Below are 16,667 nucleotides of genomic sequence, written 5' to 3'. Positions count from 1 at the left end.
GAAGCTCTCTAATAAATTATTTAACTTTCTCTGTGGTAAGCCAAATATTTGAATCAGGATTTTGTTGATGCCAAAGCTTGAATTGAGCTCGCCATTGTTGAAAAGGAACCGATAAAGTAGGTCGAGGGTCATCACTTAAGCTATAAGCCATGCCTTCTACCAGCCATTTAGGTTTAGTTAGCATTGCTATATTTCCCCATTCTTCTGCTTGTCGATGATGAATAAGCTCATGAGTGATATAGAAATCTTTCCAGCCTCGCGGTGCAACCAATAACCCCAAATTACCAACCGCTTTAGCGGCTGCTTTTTCCATACCAAAGGTATTTGCACATTGTGGAGTTGAGCAAAAAACCATAGTGGGTTGTTGATGAAAAGCACCTACTTTATTTTGGGTCTCTTTTAATGCCTGATTATAAAGTGTCTTTGCAAGAGGCTGTGTCTTTGGATCATCTACACAGACTTGACCATCACAATGTAACAATGAAAGGTGATGGGCGAAAATAACACGTATCGGTTTAAACCAAATAAATGTAACTAGAACTAAGATAGCTAAAGTTATAAATATATATAAACCGATTTTAATTATCTTTGAATATTGATTCTTCACGCTCATGAATCTTAAGTGAAAAGTATAATGATAGTAGAGTAAAGGGTATATATTTGTAGTATTATTTCTAATCAATATATAAATTTATTAATTAAAATAGCATGACTAAAAATAAGCGCACTAAAAGTAAAGGTAGCAATGGTTTCTTTCAAGAATTTATAGATCAGCTCATTACCGCTATTTTTGGTGAGTTACTTATTTATATCATTGCTTTACTGTTTATGAGTGCACTTGGCGGAATTATTTTCGCTGCTATATGTTTCAGTTGGGGCGTTCTATTTTTACTACTACCTTTCGCGGCTTTGATTTATATCCTTGTTAAAAAATATAGCCATTAATACCGTTATTCTTGCATCATTTTAATCAACTCTTGCATGGCTCTAGATTGAGTACGTGCAGGATGCCATACCATACCTAGCTGACGGTTCATCTCGACATTTAAATCAAGCTGCTGCATATCTTGATTCAGCAGAGTTTTTGGTAAAACTGACCAACCTAAACCAATAGAAACCAACATACGAATTGACTCTAGTGGGTTATTGCTCATGGTAATTTTCGGTTTAAGGCCTTGTTTTTCAAACTCAGCCAAAGTGATTTGAGCTGTATAAGTCTGTGCGGCAGGTAGCAAACTTGGATATTCAATTAAATCTTGTAAGGTTAAATTCTTTTTTTGAGCCAATGGATGAAATGGAGCAGCTACAAAAACTAAAGGATCATTCCAGATCGTAATATAGTTAAGACGCTCATCACCTGAGGGCGGGAGTGTTAAAAATGCTAACTCTAAATCGCCAGCAAGTACCTGTTCGTGTGCTTGTTCGGAATCAACAAAATGTACGTCTAGCGTGACTTGAGGAAACTGCTGAACAAAGTGTTTAAGCGGAGCAGGCAAGTGATGCAAACCGATGTGATGACTCGTCCCGATTTTTAAACGACCTTGTATTTGGGTTTGTTCATGACTTAGCGTGTGGTGAATATCTCGAAGTTCATTTAACCAGCTTTTAACTTTTGGTAATAATGAATGCGCAGCATGAGTTGCTTGAACCCCACGGCCTGCCGATTCAAATAACTTTACGCCAAAGTACTCTTCTAGGCTATGAATACGTTTGGTGACAGCAGGTTGGGTAATAAATAGTTGATCCGCAGCCACAGAGATCGAACCTGTTTCCATAACTTTTACAAAAGCTTCAAAGGCTGCAAGATTCATAATACAACTCTACTTGGAATAGAAAAATCGAGAGAGGCTAAAGTTGCCAAGCCAAAATCGTATCATGCTTGCAGCTCAACGTTCTATAAAGTTGTGATTTAGCGTATTAATCTTAATCTAAGCAGTCGTCTCGTTTTCGCTTAAAGCTGATATACGGCGGTCTTTTGCTGCCCATACTTTTTCATGAAAGAAAAATGCAAAAGCTTGTACTGTTGGTTCTAACATACTTAATGTTAAAGCCATCCAAATATTACCCGTTACAAAGTAGGCAACTAACATGGCTACCGTAATATGCATTATGTAGTAACTTAAGGTTTTCTTTAATGTACGTTGATTATTAACAACGAATTTTTGAATATTAGCCATAACCATTCTCTCTACCTGTATTTGATATTTTTAGTATAGAGATGAGAGTATAAGATTAAAAATGGATTATGCAAATGATAATCATTAACAAATCCGATTTATATATTTTGACCGATATTAAAACATTCAGGAATGATTCCTAAAAGTTTTCTAATTTATAAAAATGATAAATTAGATTTATGTAAAACTCTGGCTATAATCGAAGAAAGATTAGAATTACCCAGTCCAATGGAGCAAGACGACATGGCAGGCAAAACTTTATATGACAAATTGTGGGATGACCACGTAGTTACTCAGCGTGATGATGGTTCGTGCTTACTTTATATCGACCGTCATTTATTGCATGAAGTAACGAGTCCACAAGCATTTGAAGGTTTGCAACTTGCTGGTCGTCAACCATGGCGTTTAAGTGCAAACGTAGCTACCCCAGATCACAACGTTCCAACCTCTAAAAAAGAACGTGATCAGGGCATCGCTGGTATTGAAGATGATACATCTCGTATTCAGGTTCAGACCTTAGATGATAACTGTAAGGCATTTAATATCGTTGAATTCGGTATTAATGATATTCGCCAAGGTATTGTGCATGTTGTTGGTCCTGAACAAGGCTTAACTTTACCGGGTATGACTGTGGTGTGTGGTGACTCACATACAGCGACTCACGGTGCTTTCGGTTGCTTGGCACATGGTATTGGGACATCTGAGGTTGAACATGTATTAGCAACACAATGTTTGGTTCAGAAAAAATCTAAAAACATGTTAGTTCGCGTCGATGGCGTATTGGGTAAAGGTGTAACACCAAAAGATGTCGTGTTGGCCATTATCGGTAAAATTGGTACCGCTGGCGGTACGGGCTATGCAATCGAATTTGGTGGTCAGGTATTCCGTGATATGTCGATTGAAGGACGTATGACGGTATGTAACATGGCGATCGAAGCTGGTGCTCGTGTGGGTATGGTTGCTGTTGATGATAAAACCATTGAATACGTAAAAGGTCGTAGCTATGCACCAAAAGGTGAGCAATGGGATCAAGCAGTTGCTTACTGGAACACATTGCATTCAGACGATGATGCTGTGTTTGATGCAGTTGTTGAATTAAATGGTACAGAGATTGAACCACAAGTGTCTTGGGGTACTTCACCTGAGATGGTAATTCCTGTCTCGAAAGCTGTACCAACTTTAGAACAAGCGAAAGATGACGTACAACGCAATGACTGGACACGTGCTTATCAGTATATGGGCCTAAATGCAGGTCAGGCATTAGCTGATATTCAACTTGATCGTGTCTTTATCGGTTCTTGTACGAATTCACGTATTGAAGATATTCGTGCTGCTGCTGAAGTAGTTAAAGGTCGTAAAGTGGCACCTAGCATTAAGCAAGCCATGATTGTTCCGGGTTCTGGTTTAGTTAAACAACAGGCAGAAAAAGAAGGTTTGGATAAAATTTTCTTGGAAGCTGGCTTTGAATGGCGTGAGCCGGGTTGCTCAATGTGCTTGGCAATGAATGCAGACAAGTTACAACCGGGTGAGCATTGTGCATCAACCTCGAACCGTAACTTTGAAGGTCGTCAGGGTAATGGTGGTCGTACTCACTTGGTCAGTCCGGCAATGGCAGCAGCGGCTGCGATTGCAGGTCATTTTGTTGACGTTCGTTCATTTTAATTCGGTCTGGAGCAAACCATGAAAGCTTACACAGTTGAACAAGGTATCGTTGCACCATTAGATCGTGCCAATGTTGATACAGATTTAATTATTCCAAAACAGTTTTTAAAGTCGATTAAACGTACAGGTTTTGGCGACAACTTATTTGATGAACTTCGTTATTTAGACGAAGGCTATCCGGGACAAGATAACTCGGTACGTCCAAAAAATCCGGATTTCGTTTTAAATCAGCCTCGCTATCAAGGTGCAACCGTTTTAATTGCTCGTACTAACTTTGGTTGTGGTTCAAGTCGTGAGCATGCACCTTGGGCATTAAACGAATATGGTTTCCGTACCGTTATTGCGCCAAGCTTTGCTGATATTTTCTTTAATAACTGTTTTAAAAACGGAATGTTGCCAGTCATTTTGCCTGAAGACATTGTTGATCAGTTATTTAAGGAATGTGCTGCGCAAGAAGGATATCAATTAACAATTGATTTGGCTGCGCAAGAAGTTCGTACACCAACTGGCGAAGCATTTAAATTCGAAGTAGATCCATTTCGTAAGCATTGCTTGTTAAATGGTTTGGATGATATTGGTTTGACACTTCAAAATGCGGATGCAATTCGCGCTTATGAAGAAAAAACCAAACAGGTTCGTCCTTGGGTATTCCAAGAGATAAATTAACCTTTCGGTACATTTTAAACATAGTCATGGCGTCGTGTTCAAACTCTTGCTAACATGCTAAAGCATAACAACAGCTTAAAATTATGCACTAGATGAGGATTGGGCTTGAACAATGAAGAGGAACGTTACTCATAGCTTTTTGTTGAGCCTGTGCGCGATAACACTAAGTGCTTGTCAGAGCACTTACAATGTAGTGGATACTGTTCGTATTAAGCAGGCTGAACAAGAAAATTTGGGGCAGAATGCAGCAATATATTGTTCGGGCGCAAAAAGTTGCGAATTTGAACGGCTAAATGATATTACTGTTGTTGATGCACAGACACGTCGTATTAGTAATCAGGCAATTCATCAAGGAATTGTGAGATTAAATGGTTCGGTGTTAAGTCAAAGCAATAGTTTGTATCTATCTGTGCCTGCCAAACAATATGAAGTGGTGATTCGTTACTATCCGATTTCTCCAGATCGGGCTGAAACGATTCATGTTATTCACCAATTCAAAGCTAACCATCGCTATATGTTTAAAATGTACCGAGACAAATCTAACCGTTCGGGTAGTTTGCTGAATGTTTCTGTACCAGATCCATTATGTGTTGACTTAGAGCAGGATGGGCGGGTAATTCGCCGTTTTTGTCGACCATTTGATGTCACCACAGGACTAGGTGAATTTCTCGAACAGAAAAAACTAACACCACGGCAGTCATAACGCTGTCTTGTCTTTGAAAATGGAAAACTTCATGTCTAAACAGATTTTAATTTTGGCTGGCGATGGGATTGGTCCTGAAATTGTTGGGGCAGCAGAAAAAGTATTAAATAAAGTAAATGAAAAATTTAATTTGTCGTTGACTTGGGAACATGGCTTGTTAGGTGGTGCAGCGATTGATGCTCATGGAGAGCCGTATCCAGCCGTAACTAGCGAGCAAGCAAAGAAGGCTGATGCCATTTTATTAGGTGCTGTTGGCGGACCAAAGTGGGACACTATTGAACGTTCTATCCGTCCTGAACGTGGTCTTTTAAAAATTCGTAGTGAACTTAACTTATTTGCTAATTTGCGCCCAGCGATCTTATATCCACAATTAGCCGATGCTTCTAGCTTAAAACCTGAGATAGTTGCTGGTTTAGATATTTTGATCGTTCGTGAATTAACTGGTGGTATCTATTTTGGTCAACCACGTGGTATTCGTGAACTCGAAAATGGTGAAAAACAGGGCTATAACACTGACGTTTATTCTGAAAGCGAAATTAAGCGTATTGCAAAAGTTGCTTTTGAACTTGCAGGATTACGTGGCGGTAAAGTGTGTTCTGTAGATAAAGCCAATGTTTTAGAAGTAACAGAGCTTTGGAAGCAAACGGTCACAGATTTACAGCAAGCCAATTATCCAAATATTCAGCTTTCACATATGTATGTGGACAATGCTGCCATGCAGCTTGTACGTGCGCCTAAACAGTTTGATGTAATCGTGACAGGTAACTTGTTTGGCGATATCTTGTCTGATGAAGCAGCAATGCTTACCGGCTCAATTGGTATGTTGCCATCGGCTTCTTTAGATGAAAATGGCAAAGGCATGTATGAACCTTGTCATGGTTCAGCGCCTGATATTGCAGGGCAAAACGTTGCAAACCCGTTGGCAACCATTCTTTCAGTTGCGATGATGCTTCGTTATACCTTCCGTGAAGAAGCTGCTGCTAAAGCAATTGAAGATGCAGTAGGGCAAGTACTTGATCAAGGTTTACGTACAGCCGATATTATGTCTGAAGGCATGACTAAAGTTGGTACAGCCGAGATGGGTGAAGCAGTTGTTGCTGCTCTTGCTTAATCGCTAGTTTGCTAAAAAACGCAGCTTAAAGCTGCGTTTTTTTATGGTTGTGTTTAGCAAGCTTTACCTTCGTATTGAATAGATTCGGCAATGTCATTTTTGAGCTTAAAAATAACCTTGCAATTAAAGTTAATATCATAAGAGTTGCCGCTCAAATTACCTGATTGTATGGGAACAGAACCACCTCTCATATCTACATTACTTACCATCGGAATTGGGATGCTTAAGGGCCGTAAAATCGTATAAATAAGTTGATCAGAAGTTTTTTGTGGTGTGCGGGCGACTTGAAAGCCAAGACTTCGTAAGTTGAGATCTTGCTGAATCGTTGTAGATGATTTGCCTATAAAATTTTTTAAATATTCTTGCAAATCTACAGATTGGCGTGGATGACTAGCACAGCCATTAATATTAAATAGCATGAATGAAAGCAAACTCATTTGACATAAGGTAGATATATTCATTTTTTCTCTATATAGAATTATATTTATCATTAAAGAACAATAGGTTGGATTTGCTAACTTGTAAAGTAAAAAAGCAAGATTATGATAAATAGAAGGTGAGTTTGCCTTTAGACTTACTCTTATATTTACAGACTAATAATAATTGCCCAAAACTTAAGGAAGAAGAGTATGAAAAAAATAGTTTTTGCCTTTTTGTGTTTCGGAATAACCACGGTCTATGCTGATAACTGTGATAGTGCTCGTAATACTTATGATGATATTTACTGTACCAATAAAATCTATGCGAGTGCTGATGCAGACCTGAATAAGAATTATCAGGCATTAAGAGCGAAATTAAATACAGCACAAAGAAATACGCTTAAGAAGTCGCAGCTTGCTTGGATACGCCAACGTGATGCTGAATGTACAGATTCTAATAGAAATAGCGTAGACGTGCAGTGTCGTTTACAGACAACGCAAGAAAGAAACCATTGGCTGCAAGAAAGATTGCGTGAATGCCAAACGGTGGGATGTAAAACCAGTCGATTAAGTGAATAAAAAACGCAATAAAAAAGCCACATGATGAAGTGGCTTTTTTGCATTCACTAATTAGCGAGCACGGTACGTAATACGACCTTTGGTTAAGTCATATGGAGTCATTTCGACTTTCACACTGTCGCCAGTAAGAATACGAATATAGTGTTTACGCATTTTACCAGAAATGTGTGCAATAACTTCGTGACCGTTTTCAAGACGTACACGGAACATCGTATTAGGAAGCGTTTCGGTGACAACGCCTTCGAACTCAATGAGTTCCTCTTTATTGGCCATAGCCTACCTGATGATCAAATTGGAAAGGCGCAAATTATAGTCAATTTATTTAAAAAAAACAAGATAGACATCTTCTCGTGAAAGCATCTGGTTAAAGTATGACTAATAAAAAAGATGTAATTTTTTTCACAAAAGAACTCTAATTCTGTTGTCAGTTTGGTCAATCAACGCTAATCTAAAATCATAGTTATTAGGGACTGTTCATGCATAAAGAGTCAACAGCTCCTAAGTATCAATGAAGTATCTACATGGAAGGGCACTGCGTGGGTCAGCTAACAGATGCATCAGTTGTATTACGTTTTGGCTATCAAGCAATTCGTCGTGCAGGATTGCCAACAGAAGAAATATTAACTAAAGCGGGAGTCGCTTTAAATCAGGTCGATACAAACGCACGTACTCCGTTAAGTGCGCAGTATGCCTTTTGGACTGCTGCTCAGGAAGTCAGTAAAGATCCAGACATCGGTTTGCATTTAGGTGAGCATTTACCTTTGTACCGTGGTCAGGTGATTGAACATTTATTTATTAGTAGTGAAACTTTTGGTGAAGGGCTTAAGCGAGCTTTGGCTTACCAGCGACTCATTAGTGATGCTTTTGATGCAAAACTGGTGGTTGAAGATGGACGCTGCTATTTGACCAATGGTGAGCAGGTAGGGGCAGACAACCTTGTTAATCGTCATTTTTCAGAATGTGCGATTTCAGGTGTGCTCAGATTCTTCAAATTTATTACCGAAGGCCAGTTTCATCCGATCTTCATTGATTTTAATTTCAGTGAAGGTGCTTCTGAAGATGAATACTTCCGTGTCTATGGCTGTCCGGTAAGCTTAGGTCAGAAAGAAACACGGCTATATTTTGACCCTGCCATTTTAGATTTTCAGCTTTGGCAGGCAGAGCCTGAATTACTTCAATTGCATGAACAATTGGCAATTGAAAAGTTACAAGAACTTGCCCGTTATGATTTAGTGGGTGAGGTTCGTCGTGCGATTGGTTCGACACTTGAAAGTGGAGAAACGACGCTAGAAACCGTAGCGGCACAATTAAATATTACGCCGCGTCGTTTACGGACGCAGTTAAGTGAAGCAAATACCAGCTTCCAGCAAATACTTTCTGACTACCGTTGTCGTTTAGCTAAAAAACTTTTAGCAAATACTAATGAAAGTGTTGAGCGTATTGTGTATTTAACTGGTTTTTCTGAACCGAGTACATTCTACCGCGCGTTTAAGCGCTGGACTAACGAAACACCGGTTGAGTACCGTAAGCGTAAGCAACACCGTTAGAACTAAAAATTGGTTAAGCCTACTCAGGTAGGTTTAACCAATGTGGCCCGAGTGGTGGTTGTGGTAAGTCAAACTGCTCGGGATAATAACATTGAATAAAATAGAGACCATCAGGTGGAGCGGTAATTCCTGCTGCCTTACGATCTTCGGCTGCGAACATTGTATCAATATGGTCGATTTCATACATGCCTTGCCCAATTTCAAGTAAGCAACCCATAATATTTCGAACCATATGATGTAAAAAGCCATCAGCTTGAATATCTAAAACCAAATAACGTCCATGTTCAAACAAACGGCAATGCTTTACATGTCGTACAGGTTGATTTGACTGGCAGGCTGCTGCACGGAAGGTTTCAAAGTTATGCGTACCTTCAAATTTGCTGGCAGCTTTAATCATTTTTTGCACGTCTAATTTTTGATAAATATGCGTGACTTGTTTATGTAAAAGTGCAGGGCGATGTGGAGCGTTATATACAACATAGCGGTAGCGACGAGCAGTGGCTTTAAAACGTGCATGGAACTCTTCATCCATCTGTTTAATCCACTGAATTGAAATATCCTTAGGAAGTTGGCTATTTGCTCCCATGATCCATCCACGCTCTGGACGAATCGCATTAGTGTCAAAATGAGCCACCATATTTGTTGCATGTACTCCTGCATCTGTTCGACCAGCACCGTGAAGTGTGATTGGTTCATCAGCGATTTTGCTGAGTACACGCTCTATAGTTTCCTGAACGCTGGCAACGCCTGGCTGTTGTGTTTGCCAACCTCGATATTGAATACCACTAAATTCAATACCGACCGCATAACGTTGCATGGCTTCACCTCTATTTAATGCAGATTTTCATTCCAATGGTTCAACCATTGTTCTGGGGTTGGGTATTTTAAATAGATTTGAAGTGCTTTTGCATAGAGATCTGCATGGCTATGGGCATCATTAATGACAATTTTTGCAGTTTTGGCCCAAGCACTAATTGCATAACGTTGGTCAATACCCCCAAAAGTGACTTGTGTCGCCAAAATTGGTACACATCCCCGAGAATAGAGTTCGTCTAATGTTGCCAAAAATTCATCGTTTACGGCGATATTACCTGTACCGAAACCTTGCAACACTAAAAAGTGTGGTGGGGCAGGCAGTAAATGACGTAATTGTTGTACTAAATGCTGTGTTGCAATCGGTCGCATCATCCAGTTTAAAATCTGAAAGGAAGCAGCTTTTTCAATTTGAGCATCTTGTACGATCAATTCATTTTGCTGAGGCGTAAACTCAACGTTACTACTTAACCCTGAAAATGCATCAAGTTCAGTGGTATGCGTTTTTAATGCAGTTTGTGCGTGAAATACTTGATGGTGGAATGCGAGATAAGCACCAACCGGAAGTGCGATAACCTGCTCTAATGCAAGATATAAGTTTTCGATTGCATCAGTAAATTCACGGGTGTTATCACCTTGAATATTGAGTAACGGGTATTGGCTACCAGTAATCACAATATGACAGCTTTGCCCTAAAAAGCGGGCTAAAGTCGCAGCTGCATAACTGAGCGTATCTGTACCATGAATGACAACAAAATGCTGATAGCCTTCTAGTTGTAGTTGTTGTATGCGTTGAATTAGGCGTAACCAGTCAGGTGCTGTACATGCACTGCTATCGACAATATTGGGCGCAGCAAAGCAATCAACTGTTAAGTGTGGGGGAATCACTTTCTCAAGTTGAGGTAGGAATTGGTCATAAGGCATAGGAGCTAAAGGTTCACCAATGCAACCAAAAGTACCACCCATATAAAATAAAGCTATTTTTTTCATCTTTTTGCAGGCATAAAAAAGCAGTCATCTCTGACTGCTTATGGTAAATCGAACAGTTCTAAGAAGCTATGCGATTAAGTAGGTTTTTCGCATGTTGTTGTTGTTCTGTGTTGAATTTTTGCTCATCACTCTGTAGTAAATTACGCGCTGCTTGGTTCGCTCCAAACTTAATGTATTGTTCAGCCAATTTTAAATCGAGTTCATTTTCATTTATTTGTTTTAATTCTGGAAAAGCTTCTAAAAGCGGATCCTCTATTTGGGTTTGAGTAGCTGCTTCATTTACTACATCTATATGGCTTTGAGTTTCAAGCTCTGGCGCTGGAACTAAGGCAGGCTCATCTAACGAAAACTTAAGAGGTGCGATAGAAGCCGCTTCTAATTGGGTTTGTTCTACGAGTTTAATTTCATCTAATGATGGAGCTTGTTCAACAGATTTCGTCTCTGAACTTGAAGGATTTAAGTCAAGGTGAAAATCTAATGCATTGATGCTATTTTCTTGGTCTGCTTTTACCTCTACTGCTTGAGATTTTTCCTCAGTTTCATGCAGAGGTGCCAAGTCAAAAGAAAACTCTAAATCGGCCAGCTCATTTGTTTCTTGAGTGGATGATAACTCAGGTTGTTGTGCCGGTTGGTTGGTATTTTCCGTAGCCGAAGTCTGTTCGAATGAAAAGTTAAACTCTAAAGGTTCAATTTCAACAGCAGGTTCTTGTTTTACAGGCGTATAGTCTTTCTGTAGGTCATCAAAAGAAGCCTCGGAAGAACTTGTTGTTAATTCATCGAACTGAGCCGTTGTATCTGTGTTTTTCGGTTCTTCATATGTTTGAGCTTGAGGGAAATCAATAGCATCAGGTTGTCTGGATGATTCATATTCTTTTTGTCGAGTTTCTGCTTGAGCTGCTATTTCATTTAAACCTAAGCTACGAATATGGCTAATCAACTGTTGAATTGCAAATTCATCTTTCTGAGCAATATGAATTTCAAGAAGTAATAAATACAGTTCATGTTGAGTATTATCTTTTTTTAGCGCCTGATTGACTTGAGCTTCAGCTGCTGAAAACTGTTTTTCTTGAATGAGCTGTTGAATATTGTGTCGCAAAGCTTCAGGTACAGGATTGCTTTGAGGGATAGCAGGAGTATTTTCCTCAATGACCTTGGTTTTTGTTTTTTCACGCGAACTTTTGCTTGATTTAGCACTCGTTTTTTTGCCGGATTTTCTATTTATATTTTTTGGGGAAGTGGCCTCTTGTTTTTGACTATTCTCGCGTTTTTTTAAAATAACGGCGACCACGAGTAATATGATAAACGGAATCACATATAACATTACTTTCCCCTTAAAAAATAAATATTTGCAATATAAAGCGTGCTAACTCTGGTTTTAACTTAATGTTTTTGCTTGTGAGTTTGTTGCTGTGCCTGTAATTGCTGTTGTAACTCTGCCAAACGCGCATTCAAGAGTTGAATACGTTGGTCTTTTAAACTTAAAGTTTGATTTAGTTTGGTTACATTCCTTTGTAATGTAACGGTTTTTTTGCGAGTTGTCATAACTTTTACTGCTAACTCAGTATTGTTTTGACTTTGTTGTGTGCTCTTTTTTGCACTTCCATGAGCAGAATTTGGGCTGTTCTCTGCCACAATGCTCATTTCAGCTTGTTGTAAACGATATTTAGCTCTGCCAGAAGAGGGTTTTGCCAAGTGAGCTTCACTCGATTTAGGTTTTAAATGGGAAGCTTTAGTTGTATTTGTTGTTAAGTTTAGCGAACTTCCCTGACGTAAACGGTTTACATCGCCTTGAATAAAAGCATGTCGATTTTGAGCTTGGATATCTCGCATGACTTTAGCTACAGGTTGTTTAGTTTGTGCTGCAATACAATTGGCAATACTCCATAAAGACTCGTTACGTTGTACGACATATTTACCTGTAGGTGCCGGGCCTTTATAAGTGCTAATTTTTTGCTTTTTCGACGCATTTTTACTTAATACATTTTTTTGTTGAGCAGTTTTAGGTTGCGCTGCTTTTTTGACGGTAGTTGTTTGATTGCCACCACTTGATTTGAGTGAAGTCGAGGGTTGTTTCTCTACAGCCGATGATTCGGTATTCATTGTAGCTATAGTTGGCTGAGGTGTTTGAGTCGAAGGTTTTTCGGTAAAAGGAGCCACAGGAGCAGGGCTAGAACTATTCAAAGCTGGAGCAGTACCAGTGCTAATATTTAGATTATATTCATTACCTGTGGTTTCAGCCACGTTTGATGTATTTTCAGTAGGTGTGTACTGAGTACTTTCAGGTAAATTTAGTGCGATATCTTTTTCATTTACGATAAATTGCGGTGAAAGTGGACTTTCGTTAATGGCGGCTTTTTTTATAGGCGATGGCTTTAAAACGGTTTTAATATGTTGAAGACGGGTTGCGTTACCTTCACTGACTTTTACGACAATATTCAGTTCAGGATCGATAATAGGACGCGATGAGGTAATCACAATAACGCCAGAACCCTGACCATTTTGGCGTGTATAAAAGTTTAGGTTACCCGGAGGTTGATGAGTTACTCCCAAACCATTGAGATCATCTTGAGTGGCCAAACTGACTTGCAATGGGGTATTAGGATCTGCTTGCTGAAAATTCATTTCTGCATAAAGTAATTCCCCAGGTGCAGATTGAATTTGAATAGGATCTAATGTAATCGCATAAATAGAAGGCGAAGACATAATGGTGAAAATGGCAATTTTTAATTTGTTATATGCAGTCATCTCAATCCATGACCTGATCAGTCGTAAAGTCGTTCAAAATTATACAATAATGGAATGTAAATAAATTGTTAATTTTTTACAAACCAGTTACGAAAAAGCCGATCAAATGTGATCGGCTTTTTATTTTGACTGAATAATTCAGATCAAATTATGAGCTTTTGTATTCTACTAAAATACGTAACATACGACGTAGAGGCTCAGCAGCACCCCAAAGTAACTGATCGCCTACTGTGAATGCGCCGAGGTACTCTTTACCCATATTGAGTTTACGTAAACGACCTACAGGTACAGTTAGGGTACCAGTTACAGCAACAGGTGTAAGATCAGTCATTGATGCTTCACGTGTATTTGGTACAACTTTAGCCCACTGGTTTGAGTTACGAATCATATCTTCGATCTCATCAAGCGGAACATCTTTTTTCAATTTGATGGTTAATGCTTGAGAGTGGCAACGCATTGCACCGATACGAACACAGTGACCATCGATAGGAACGATTTGAGAGTTACCTAAGATCTTGTTGGTCTCAACTTGTCCTTTCCACTCTTCTTTTGACTGACCGCTTTCAAGCTGTTTATCAATGTAAGGAATTAATGAACCAGCAAGTGGCACACCAAAGTTCGCAGAAGGGAAACCTTCACCGCGTTGTAACTCGGCAACTTGACGGTCAATATCAAGAATTGCAGATTTAGGATCATCTAACAAAGTCTTGGTATTGTTATATAAATAACCCATACCTGTTAACAACTCACGCATGTTTTGTGCGCCAGCGCCTGATGCCGCTTGATAAGTCATTGCAGTCATCCACTCAACCAAATTATTTTGGAAAAGTGCGCCAACACCCATCAACATGAGTGATACTGTACAGTTACCACCAACGAAAGTTTTAGTGCCTTTCGCTAAACCGTCTTTAATTACATTAAGGTTAACCGGATCAAGAACGATGATTGCATCATCAGTCATACGTAAAGTAGATGCCGCATCAATCCAGTAGCCATCCCAACCAGTTGCTTTTAACTTTGGGAAAACTTCAGACGTGTAGTCACCACCTTGACAGGTAATAATGACATCCATTTGCTTCAGACTGGTAATGTCTGTAGCTTCCATAAGTGCTGGGGCAGTCTTACCACCAAATGAAGGAGCTTCACCACCTGCATTACTGGTAGAGAAGTAGAATGGCTCAATATGAGCAAAATCATTCTCTTCAACCATACGTTGCATAAGGACGGAACCGACCATCCCGCGCCAACCGACCAGACCTACTTTCATGTCATTTTGCCTCGGTGCGTTAAAATTGTTAAAGGGGGAGTTGAGTGTATCAAAAGTGCTCACAACTGCAAGCGTTACAGAATCAAAACAGCAATTTTATTGAGTAGAATATCTTGTTTATGTTACATACAAAATTGATAAAGATGACAAAAACATTAAAAAACAAATCATCTTAAAAGAGTAATTTCAATGATTTATATCGAAGTACTGGCAGTAGTGGTGATTTGGTTAAGCTTCTGGTCACTTATTCCTCGTGATGAGTGGTGGTTTCGAGGTGCAGATTTTCCAAGATTACAAATTCTGTTTATTGGCTTAATTGCTTTAATTGGTATGTTGTTTTGGCCGACCGAATGGGACGTATGGCGTGAGCTTTTGCTTGCGGTACTCATCGCAGCGATTGCCTACCAACTTAAAATGGTTTTACCGTATACGCTGTTTTGGAAAAAACAGGTTAAAAAGGTCAAACAGCATCAGCTAGATCCTAAAAAACAGATTTCACTGATAGTTTCTAATGTGCTCACCCCGAATGATAAATATCATTTATTACTTGAGCATGTACGGACGTTAAAACCTGATTTATTGCTTACTTTAGAGAGCGATACAACTTGGGAAAATGCTTTAAAAGAGATCGAGAAAGATTATCCATACCGTGTGCCCGTACCATTAGATAATTTATACGGGATGCATTTATATAGCCGGTTACCGCTTAAAAATACTGAGGTTAAATTCATTTTAAGTAATGAAATTCCTTCTATTCATACCACGGTAATTTTGCGATCTGGCATGCCTGTTCAGCTCTACTGTTTACATCCTAAGCCACCTAGCCCAACTGAAGCAAAAGATTCAACACTGCGTGACGCTGAGCTTTTAATTGTCGGAGATCAAATTAAAGATCTTAATGAAAGTTGTATTGTGATGGGGGATTTAAACGACGTAGCGTGGTCACGAACAACCCGTTTATTTCAACGTATTAGTGGGCTACTCGATCCACGAGTGGGGCGGCATTTTATTAATACTTTTCATGCGGACTATCCTTTATTGCGCTGGTCACTTGACCATATCTTTCATAGTACAGACTTCGGTTTAGTAAAAATGCAGCGTTTATCTCATATTGGATCAGACCATTTTCCTGTCTATGTCGTTTTACAAACAGGTCGAATATTTGAAGAAATTCACGAGGAACTAGAACAAACTCAAGCCGATGAAGAAGAAGCTCAAGCCGCGATACAAGAAGGTATTGCTAAAGCTGAAAAAGAAGAAAAAATCGTGACTGATGAAATTGCACAGCCTTATAAAGAGAAAAATATATAAAGTGAGTTGTAAGCAATAACGTACAAAGATTTGAGTCTAGGTCCAATAGGCAGGCAGAGTTAAAACCCGTATTCTACATTCATCGGCACACGGAAGCGGGAATGGATAATCCCAAGTAAGGATGCACTAAGCTGATATGGAACGACATCACGGATAAGATGTTAGAACGGAAGCGATAAAAAGAATTATATACCCTGAAAGCACAACCTCATTTACCCGAGTTTTGCAGGACGCAGAACTCGGGTTGATATTTTATAGATATATCATTTAATTCGTTGTAAATAAAACCAATATTTTTAAGGTATTCTTAATTTTAAAATCTACTTAATTATAAGTAATCGTCCATAAATTTTTTTATATATCTGAGCAATTTTTAATGAAAATAGATACAAAAAAATTTTTTGTTAAGTTTTTGTTTTTATAGATTATTGATGGATAAATCTAGGCTTTGACCTATTTAGATATAAATTGGACTTGTTTAATTGGCAAATCTCAATAGAATGTGCCGATCGTTGACATGTTGGATCGTCAACAGGCATTGTTGTTTACTTCGCCGGATCGGCGGGTTGTGATTTGCTTGTGCATTTAAATTTCTGTTTGGAAATTCGTGTACATATTGAGGTTTCACTCTAAAGTAGTGGTCTTCTCCCTCTCATATTTGATACTTTGCGGTGCAT

At 39.0% G+C, this 16,667-nt stretch carries 18 protein-coding genes; 8 read left to right on the top strand and 10 right to left on the bottom strand.

Going from position 1 to position 16,667, the window contains the following annotated elements; genetic code table 11:
• Positions 1–16 precede the first annotated feature (16 nt).
• Positions 17–613 carry a hypothetical protein gene (locus tag R5R67_RS00855; protein WP_000114044.1) on the bottom strand — a complete coding sequence of 199 codons (597 nt, stop codon included), beginning with the start codon at positions 611–613 and terminating at the stop codon, positions 17–19.
• Positions 614–708: 95 nt separating this feature from the next.
• Between R5R67_RS00855 and R5R67_RS00850 the strand changes: the two genes are divergently transcribed.
• Positions 709–945 (top strand): hypothetical protein, encoded by a 237-nt coding sequence (locus R5R67_RS00850; RefSeq protein ID WP_000164722.1) that lies wholly within the window; start codon positions 709–711, stop codon positions 943–945.
• A gap of 5 nt (positions 946–950) precedes the next feature.
• Here R5R67_RS00850 and R5R67_RS00845 read toward each other — a convergent pair whose 3' ends face one another.
• Positions 951–1,811, bottom strand: a complete 861-nt coding sequence (locus R5R67_RS00845; RefSeq protein WP_001046500.1) for a LysR family transcriptional regulator — start codon at positions 1,809–1,811, stop codon at positions 951–953.
• A gap of 117 nt (positions 1,812–1,928) precedes the next feature.
• Positions 1,929–2,183, bottom strand: coding sequence for a DUF2061 domain-containing protein (locus R5R67_RS00840; RefSeq protein WP_000244900.1), 255 nt, complete (start codon positions 2,181–2,183; stop codon positions 1,929–1,931).
• Between the two features lie 237 nt (positions 2,184–2,420).
• Between R5R67_RS00840 and leuC the strand changes: the two genes are divergently transcribed.
• From leuC to leuB, 4 genes are all read left to right on the top strand, one after another.
• The gene (leuC, locus tag R5R67_RS00835) at positions 2,421–3,839 is read left to right on the top strand and encodes a 3-isopropylmalate dehydratase large subunit (RefSeq protein ID WP_000907602.1); all 1,419 of its coding nucleotides are present in this window, start codon (positions 2,421–2,423) and stop codon (positions 3,837–3,839) included.
• Between the two features lie 18 nt (positions 3,840–3,857).
• Entirely contained in the window at positions 3,858–4,505 is a 648-nt protein-coding gene (leuD, locus tag R5R67_RS00830; protein ID WP_000649450.1) for a 3-isopropylmalate dehydratase small subunit, read from the top strand.
• 112 nt (positions 4,506–4,617) lie between these two features.
• Entirely contained in the window at positions 4,618–5,208 is a 591-nt protein-coding gene (locus tag R5R67_RS00825) for a hypothetical protein (protein ID WP_001984507.1), read from the top strand.
• Positions 5,209–5,239: 31 nt separating this feature from the next.
• Positions 5,240–6,319: a 3-isopropylmalate dehydrogenase gene (gene leuB / locus R5R67_RS00820; RefSeq protein ID WP_000043186.1), complete on the top strand. Its 1,080-nt coding sequence runs from the start codon at positions 5,240–5,242 to the stop codon at positions 6,317–6,319.
• 53 nt (positions 6,320–6,372) lie between these two features.
• Here the strand turns inward: leuB and R5R67_RS00815 are convergent, their stop codons facing one another.
• Positions 6,373–6,780: a hypothetical protein gene (locus R5R67_RS00815; protein ID WP_002030185.1), complete on the bottom strand. Its 408-nt coding sequence runs from the start codon at positions 6,778–6,780 to the stop codon at positions 6,373–6,375.
• A gap of 168 nt (positions 6,781–6,948) precedes the next feature.
• Between R5R67_RS00815 and R5R67_RS00810 the strand changes: the two genes are divergently transcribed.
• On the top strand, positions 6,949–7,317 hold the full coding sequence (locus R5R67_RS00810; RefSeq protein WP_000724608.1) for a lysozyme inhibitor LprI family protein: 369 nt from the start codon (positions 6,949–6,951) through the stop codon (positions 7,315–7,317).
• A gap of 51 nt (positions 7,318–7,368) precedes the next feature.
• On the opposite strand, the gene infA is transcribed toward R5R67_RS00810, so the two are convergent.
• A complete protein-coding gene (infA, locus tag R5R67_RS00805; protein WP_001284370.1) occupies positions 7,369–7,590 on the bottom strand; it encodes a translation initiation factor IF-1 in 222 nt (73 codons plus the stop codon).
• Between the two features lie 263 nt (positions 7,591–7,853).
• Between infA and R5R67_RS00800 the strand changes: the two genes are divergently transcribed.
• Positions 7,854–8,864 carry an AraC family transcriptional regulator gene (locus R5R67_RS00800; protein ID WP_002009591.1) on the top strand — a complete coding sequence of 337 codons (1,011 nt, stop codon included), beginning with the start codon at positions 7,854–7,856 and terminating at the stop codon, positions 8,862–8,864.
• 19 nt (positions 8,865–8,883) lie between these two features.
• Here the strand turns inward: R5R67_RS00800 and truA are convergent, their stop codons facing one another.
• The 5 genes from truA to asd all read right to left on the bottom strand — a co-directional run bounded on the left by truA (position 8,884) and on the right by asd (position 14,679).
• On the bottom strand, positions 8,884–9,681 hold the full coding sequence (truA, locus tag R5R67_RS00795; RefSeq protein WP_001190102.1) for a tRNA pseudouridine(38-40) synthase TruA: 798 nt from the start codon (positions 9,679–9,681) through the stop codon (positions 8,884–8,886).
• Positions 9,682–9,695: 14 nt separating this feature from the next.
• Positions 9,696–10,667 carry an asparaginase gene (locus tag R5R67_RS00790; protein ID WP_318754729.1) on the bottom strand — a complete coding sequence of 324 codons (972 nt, stop codon included), beginning with the start codon at positions 10,665–10,667 and terminating at the stop codon, positions 9,696–9,698.
• A 58-nt stretch (positions 10,668–10,725) separates the two neighbouring features.
• On the bottom strand, positions 10,726–11,988 hold the full coding sequence (locus R5R67_RS00785) for a hypothetical protein (RefSeq protein ID WP_000967583.1): 1,263 nt from the start codon (positions 11,986–11,988) through the stop codon (positions 10,726–10,728).
• Positions 11,989–12,047: 59 nt separating this feature from the next.
• Complete coding sequence (locus tag R5R67_RS00780) at positions 12,048–13,412, bottom strand: FimV family protein (protein ID WP_000128067.1); 1,365 nt, start codon at positions 13,410–13,412, stop codon at positions 12,048–12,050.
• Between the two features lie 148 nt (positions 13,413–13,560).
• Positions 13,561–14,679 carry an aspartate-semialdehyde dehydrogenase gene (asd, locus tag R5R67_RS00775; RefSeq protein ID WP_000862762.1) on the bottom strand — a complete coding sequence of 373 codons (1,119 nt, stop codon included), beginning with the start codon at positions 14,677–14,679 and terminating at the stop codon, positions 13,561–13,563.
• A gap of 189 nt (positions 14,680–14,868) precedes the next feature.
• On the opposite strand from asd, the gene R5R67_RS00770 reads away from it, so the two are divergent.
• Complete coding sequence (locus R5R67_RS00770) at positions 14,869–15,990, top strand: endonuclease/exonuclease/phosphatase family protein (RefSeq protein WP_000639216.1); 1,122 nt, start codon at positions 14,869–14,871, stop codon at positions 15,988–15,990.
• Positions 15,991–16,667: the final 677 nt, after the last annotated feature.

Source organism: Acinetobacter sp. OYA S30 (assembly GCF_033599315.1).
GTDB lineage: Bacteria > Pseudomonadota > Gammaproteobacteria > Pseudomonadales > Moraxellaceae > Acinetobacter > Acinetobacter baumannii.
The sequence above is the reverse complement of the archived record's forward strand: the minus strand, read 5'-3'. Positions and strand labels throughout refer to the sequence as shown.

Excerpts from the sequence above, each read along its gene's own strand:
- R5R67_RS00855 (WP_000114044.1), bottom strand. The coding sequence starts at position 613 with ATGAGCGTGAAGAATCAATATTCAAAGATAATTAAAATCGGTTTATAT.
- R5R67_RS00850 (WP_000164722.1), top strand. The coding sequence starts at position 709 with ATGACTAAAAATAAGCGCACTAAAAGTAAAGGTAGCAATGGTTTCTTT.
- R5R67_RS00845 (WP_001046500.1), bottom strand. The coding sequence starts at position 1,811 with ATGAATCTTGCAGCCTTTGAAGCTTTTGTAAAAGTTATGGAAACAGGT.
- R5R67_RS00840 (WP_000244900.1), bottom strand. The coding sequence starts at position 2,183 with ATGGTTATGGCTAATATTCAAAAATTCGTTGTTAATAATCAACGTACA.
- leuC (WP_000907602.1), top strand. The coding sequence starts at position 2,421 with ATGGCAGGCAAAACTTTATATGACAAATTGTGGGATGACCACGTAGTT.
- leuD (WP_000649450.1), top strand. The coding sequence starts at position 3,858 with ATGAAAGCTTACACAGTTGAACAAGGTATCGTTGCACCATTAGATCGT.
- R5R67_RS00825 (WP_001984507.1), top strand. The coding sequence starts at position 4,618 with ATGAAGAGGAACGTTACTCATAGCTTTTTGTTGAGCCTGTGCGCGATA.
- leuB (WP_000043186.1), top strand. The coding sequence starts at position 5,240 with ATGTCTAAACAGATTTTAATTTTGGCTGGCGATGGGATTGGTCCTGAA.
- R5R67_RS00815 (WP_002030185.1), bottom strand. The coding sequence starts at position 6,780 with ATGAATATATCTACCTTATGTCAAATGAGTTTGCTTTCATTCATGCTA.
- R5R67_RS00810 (WP_000724608.1), top strand. The coding sequence starts at position 6,949 with ATGAAAAAAATAGTTTTTGCCTTTTTGTGTTTCGGAATAACCACGGTC.
- infA (WP_001284370.1), bottom strand. The coding sequence starts at position 7,590 with ATGGCCAATAAAGAGGAACTCATTGAGTTCGAAGGCGTTGTCACCGAA.
- truA (WP_001190102.1), bottom strand. The coding sequence starts at position 9,681 with ATGCAACGTTATGCGGTCGGTATTGAATTTAGTGGTATTCAATATCGA.
- R5R67_RS00790 (WP_318754729.1), bottom strand. The coding sequence starts at position 10,667 with ATGAAAAAAATAGCTTTATTTTATATGGGTGGTACTTTTGGTTGCATT.
- R5R67_RS00785 (WP_000967583.1), bottom strand. The coding sequence starts at position 11,988 with ATGTTATATGTGATTCCGTTTATCATATTACTCGTGGTCGCCGTTATT.
- R5R67_RS00780 (WP_000128067.1), bottom strand. The coding sequence starts at position 13,412 with ATGACTGCATATAACAAATTAAAAATTGCCATTTTCACCATTATGTCT.
- asd (WP_000862762.1), bottom strand. The coding sequence starts at position 14,679 with ATGAAAGTAGGTCTGGTCGGTTGGCGCGGGATGGTCGGTTCCGTCCTT.
- R5R67_RS00770 (WP_000639216.1), top strand. The coding sequence starts at position 14,869 with ATGATTTATATCGAAGTACTGGCAGTAGTGGTGATTTGGTTAAGCTTC.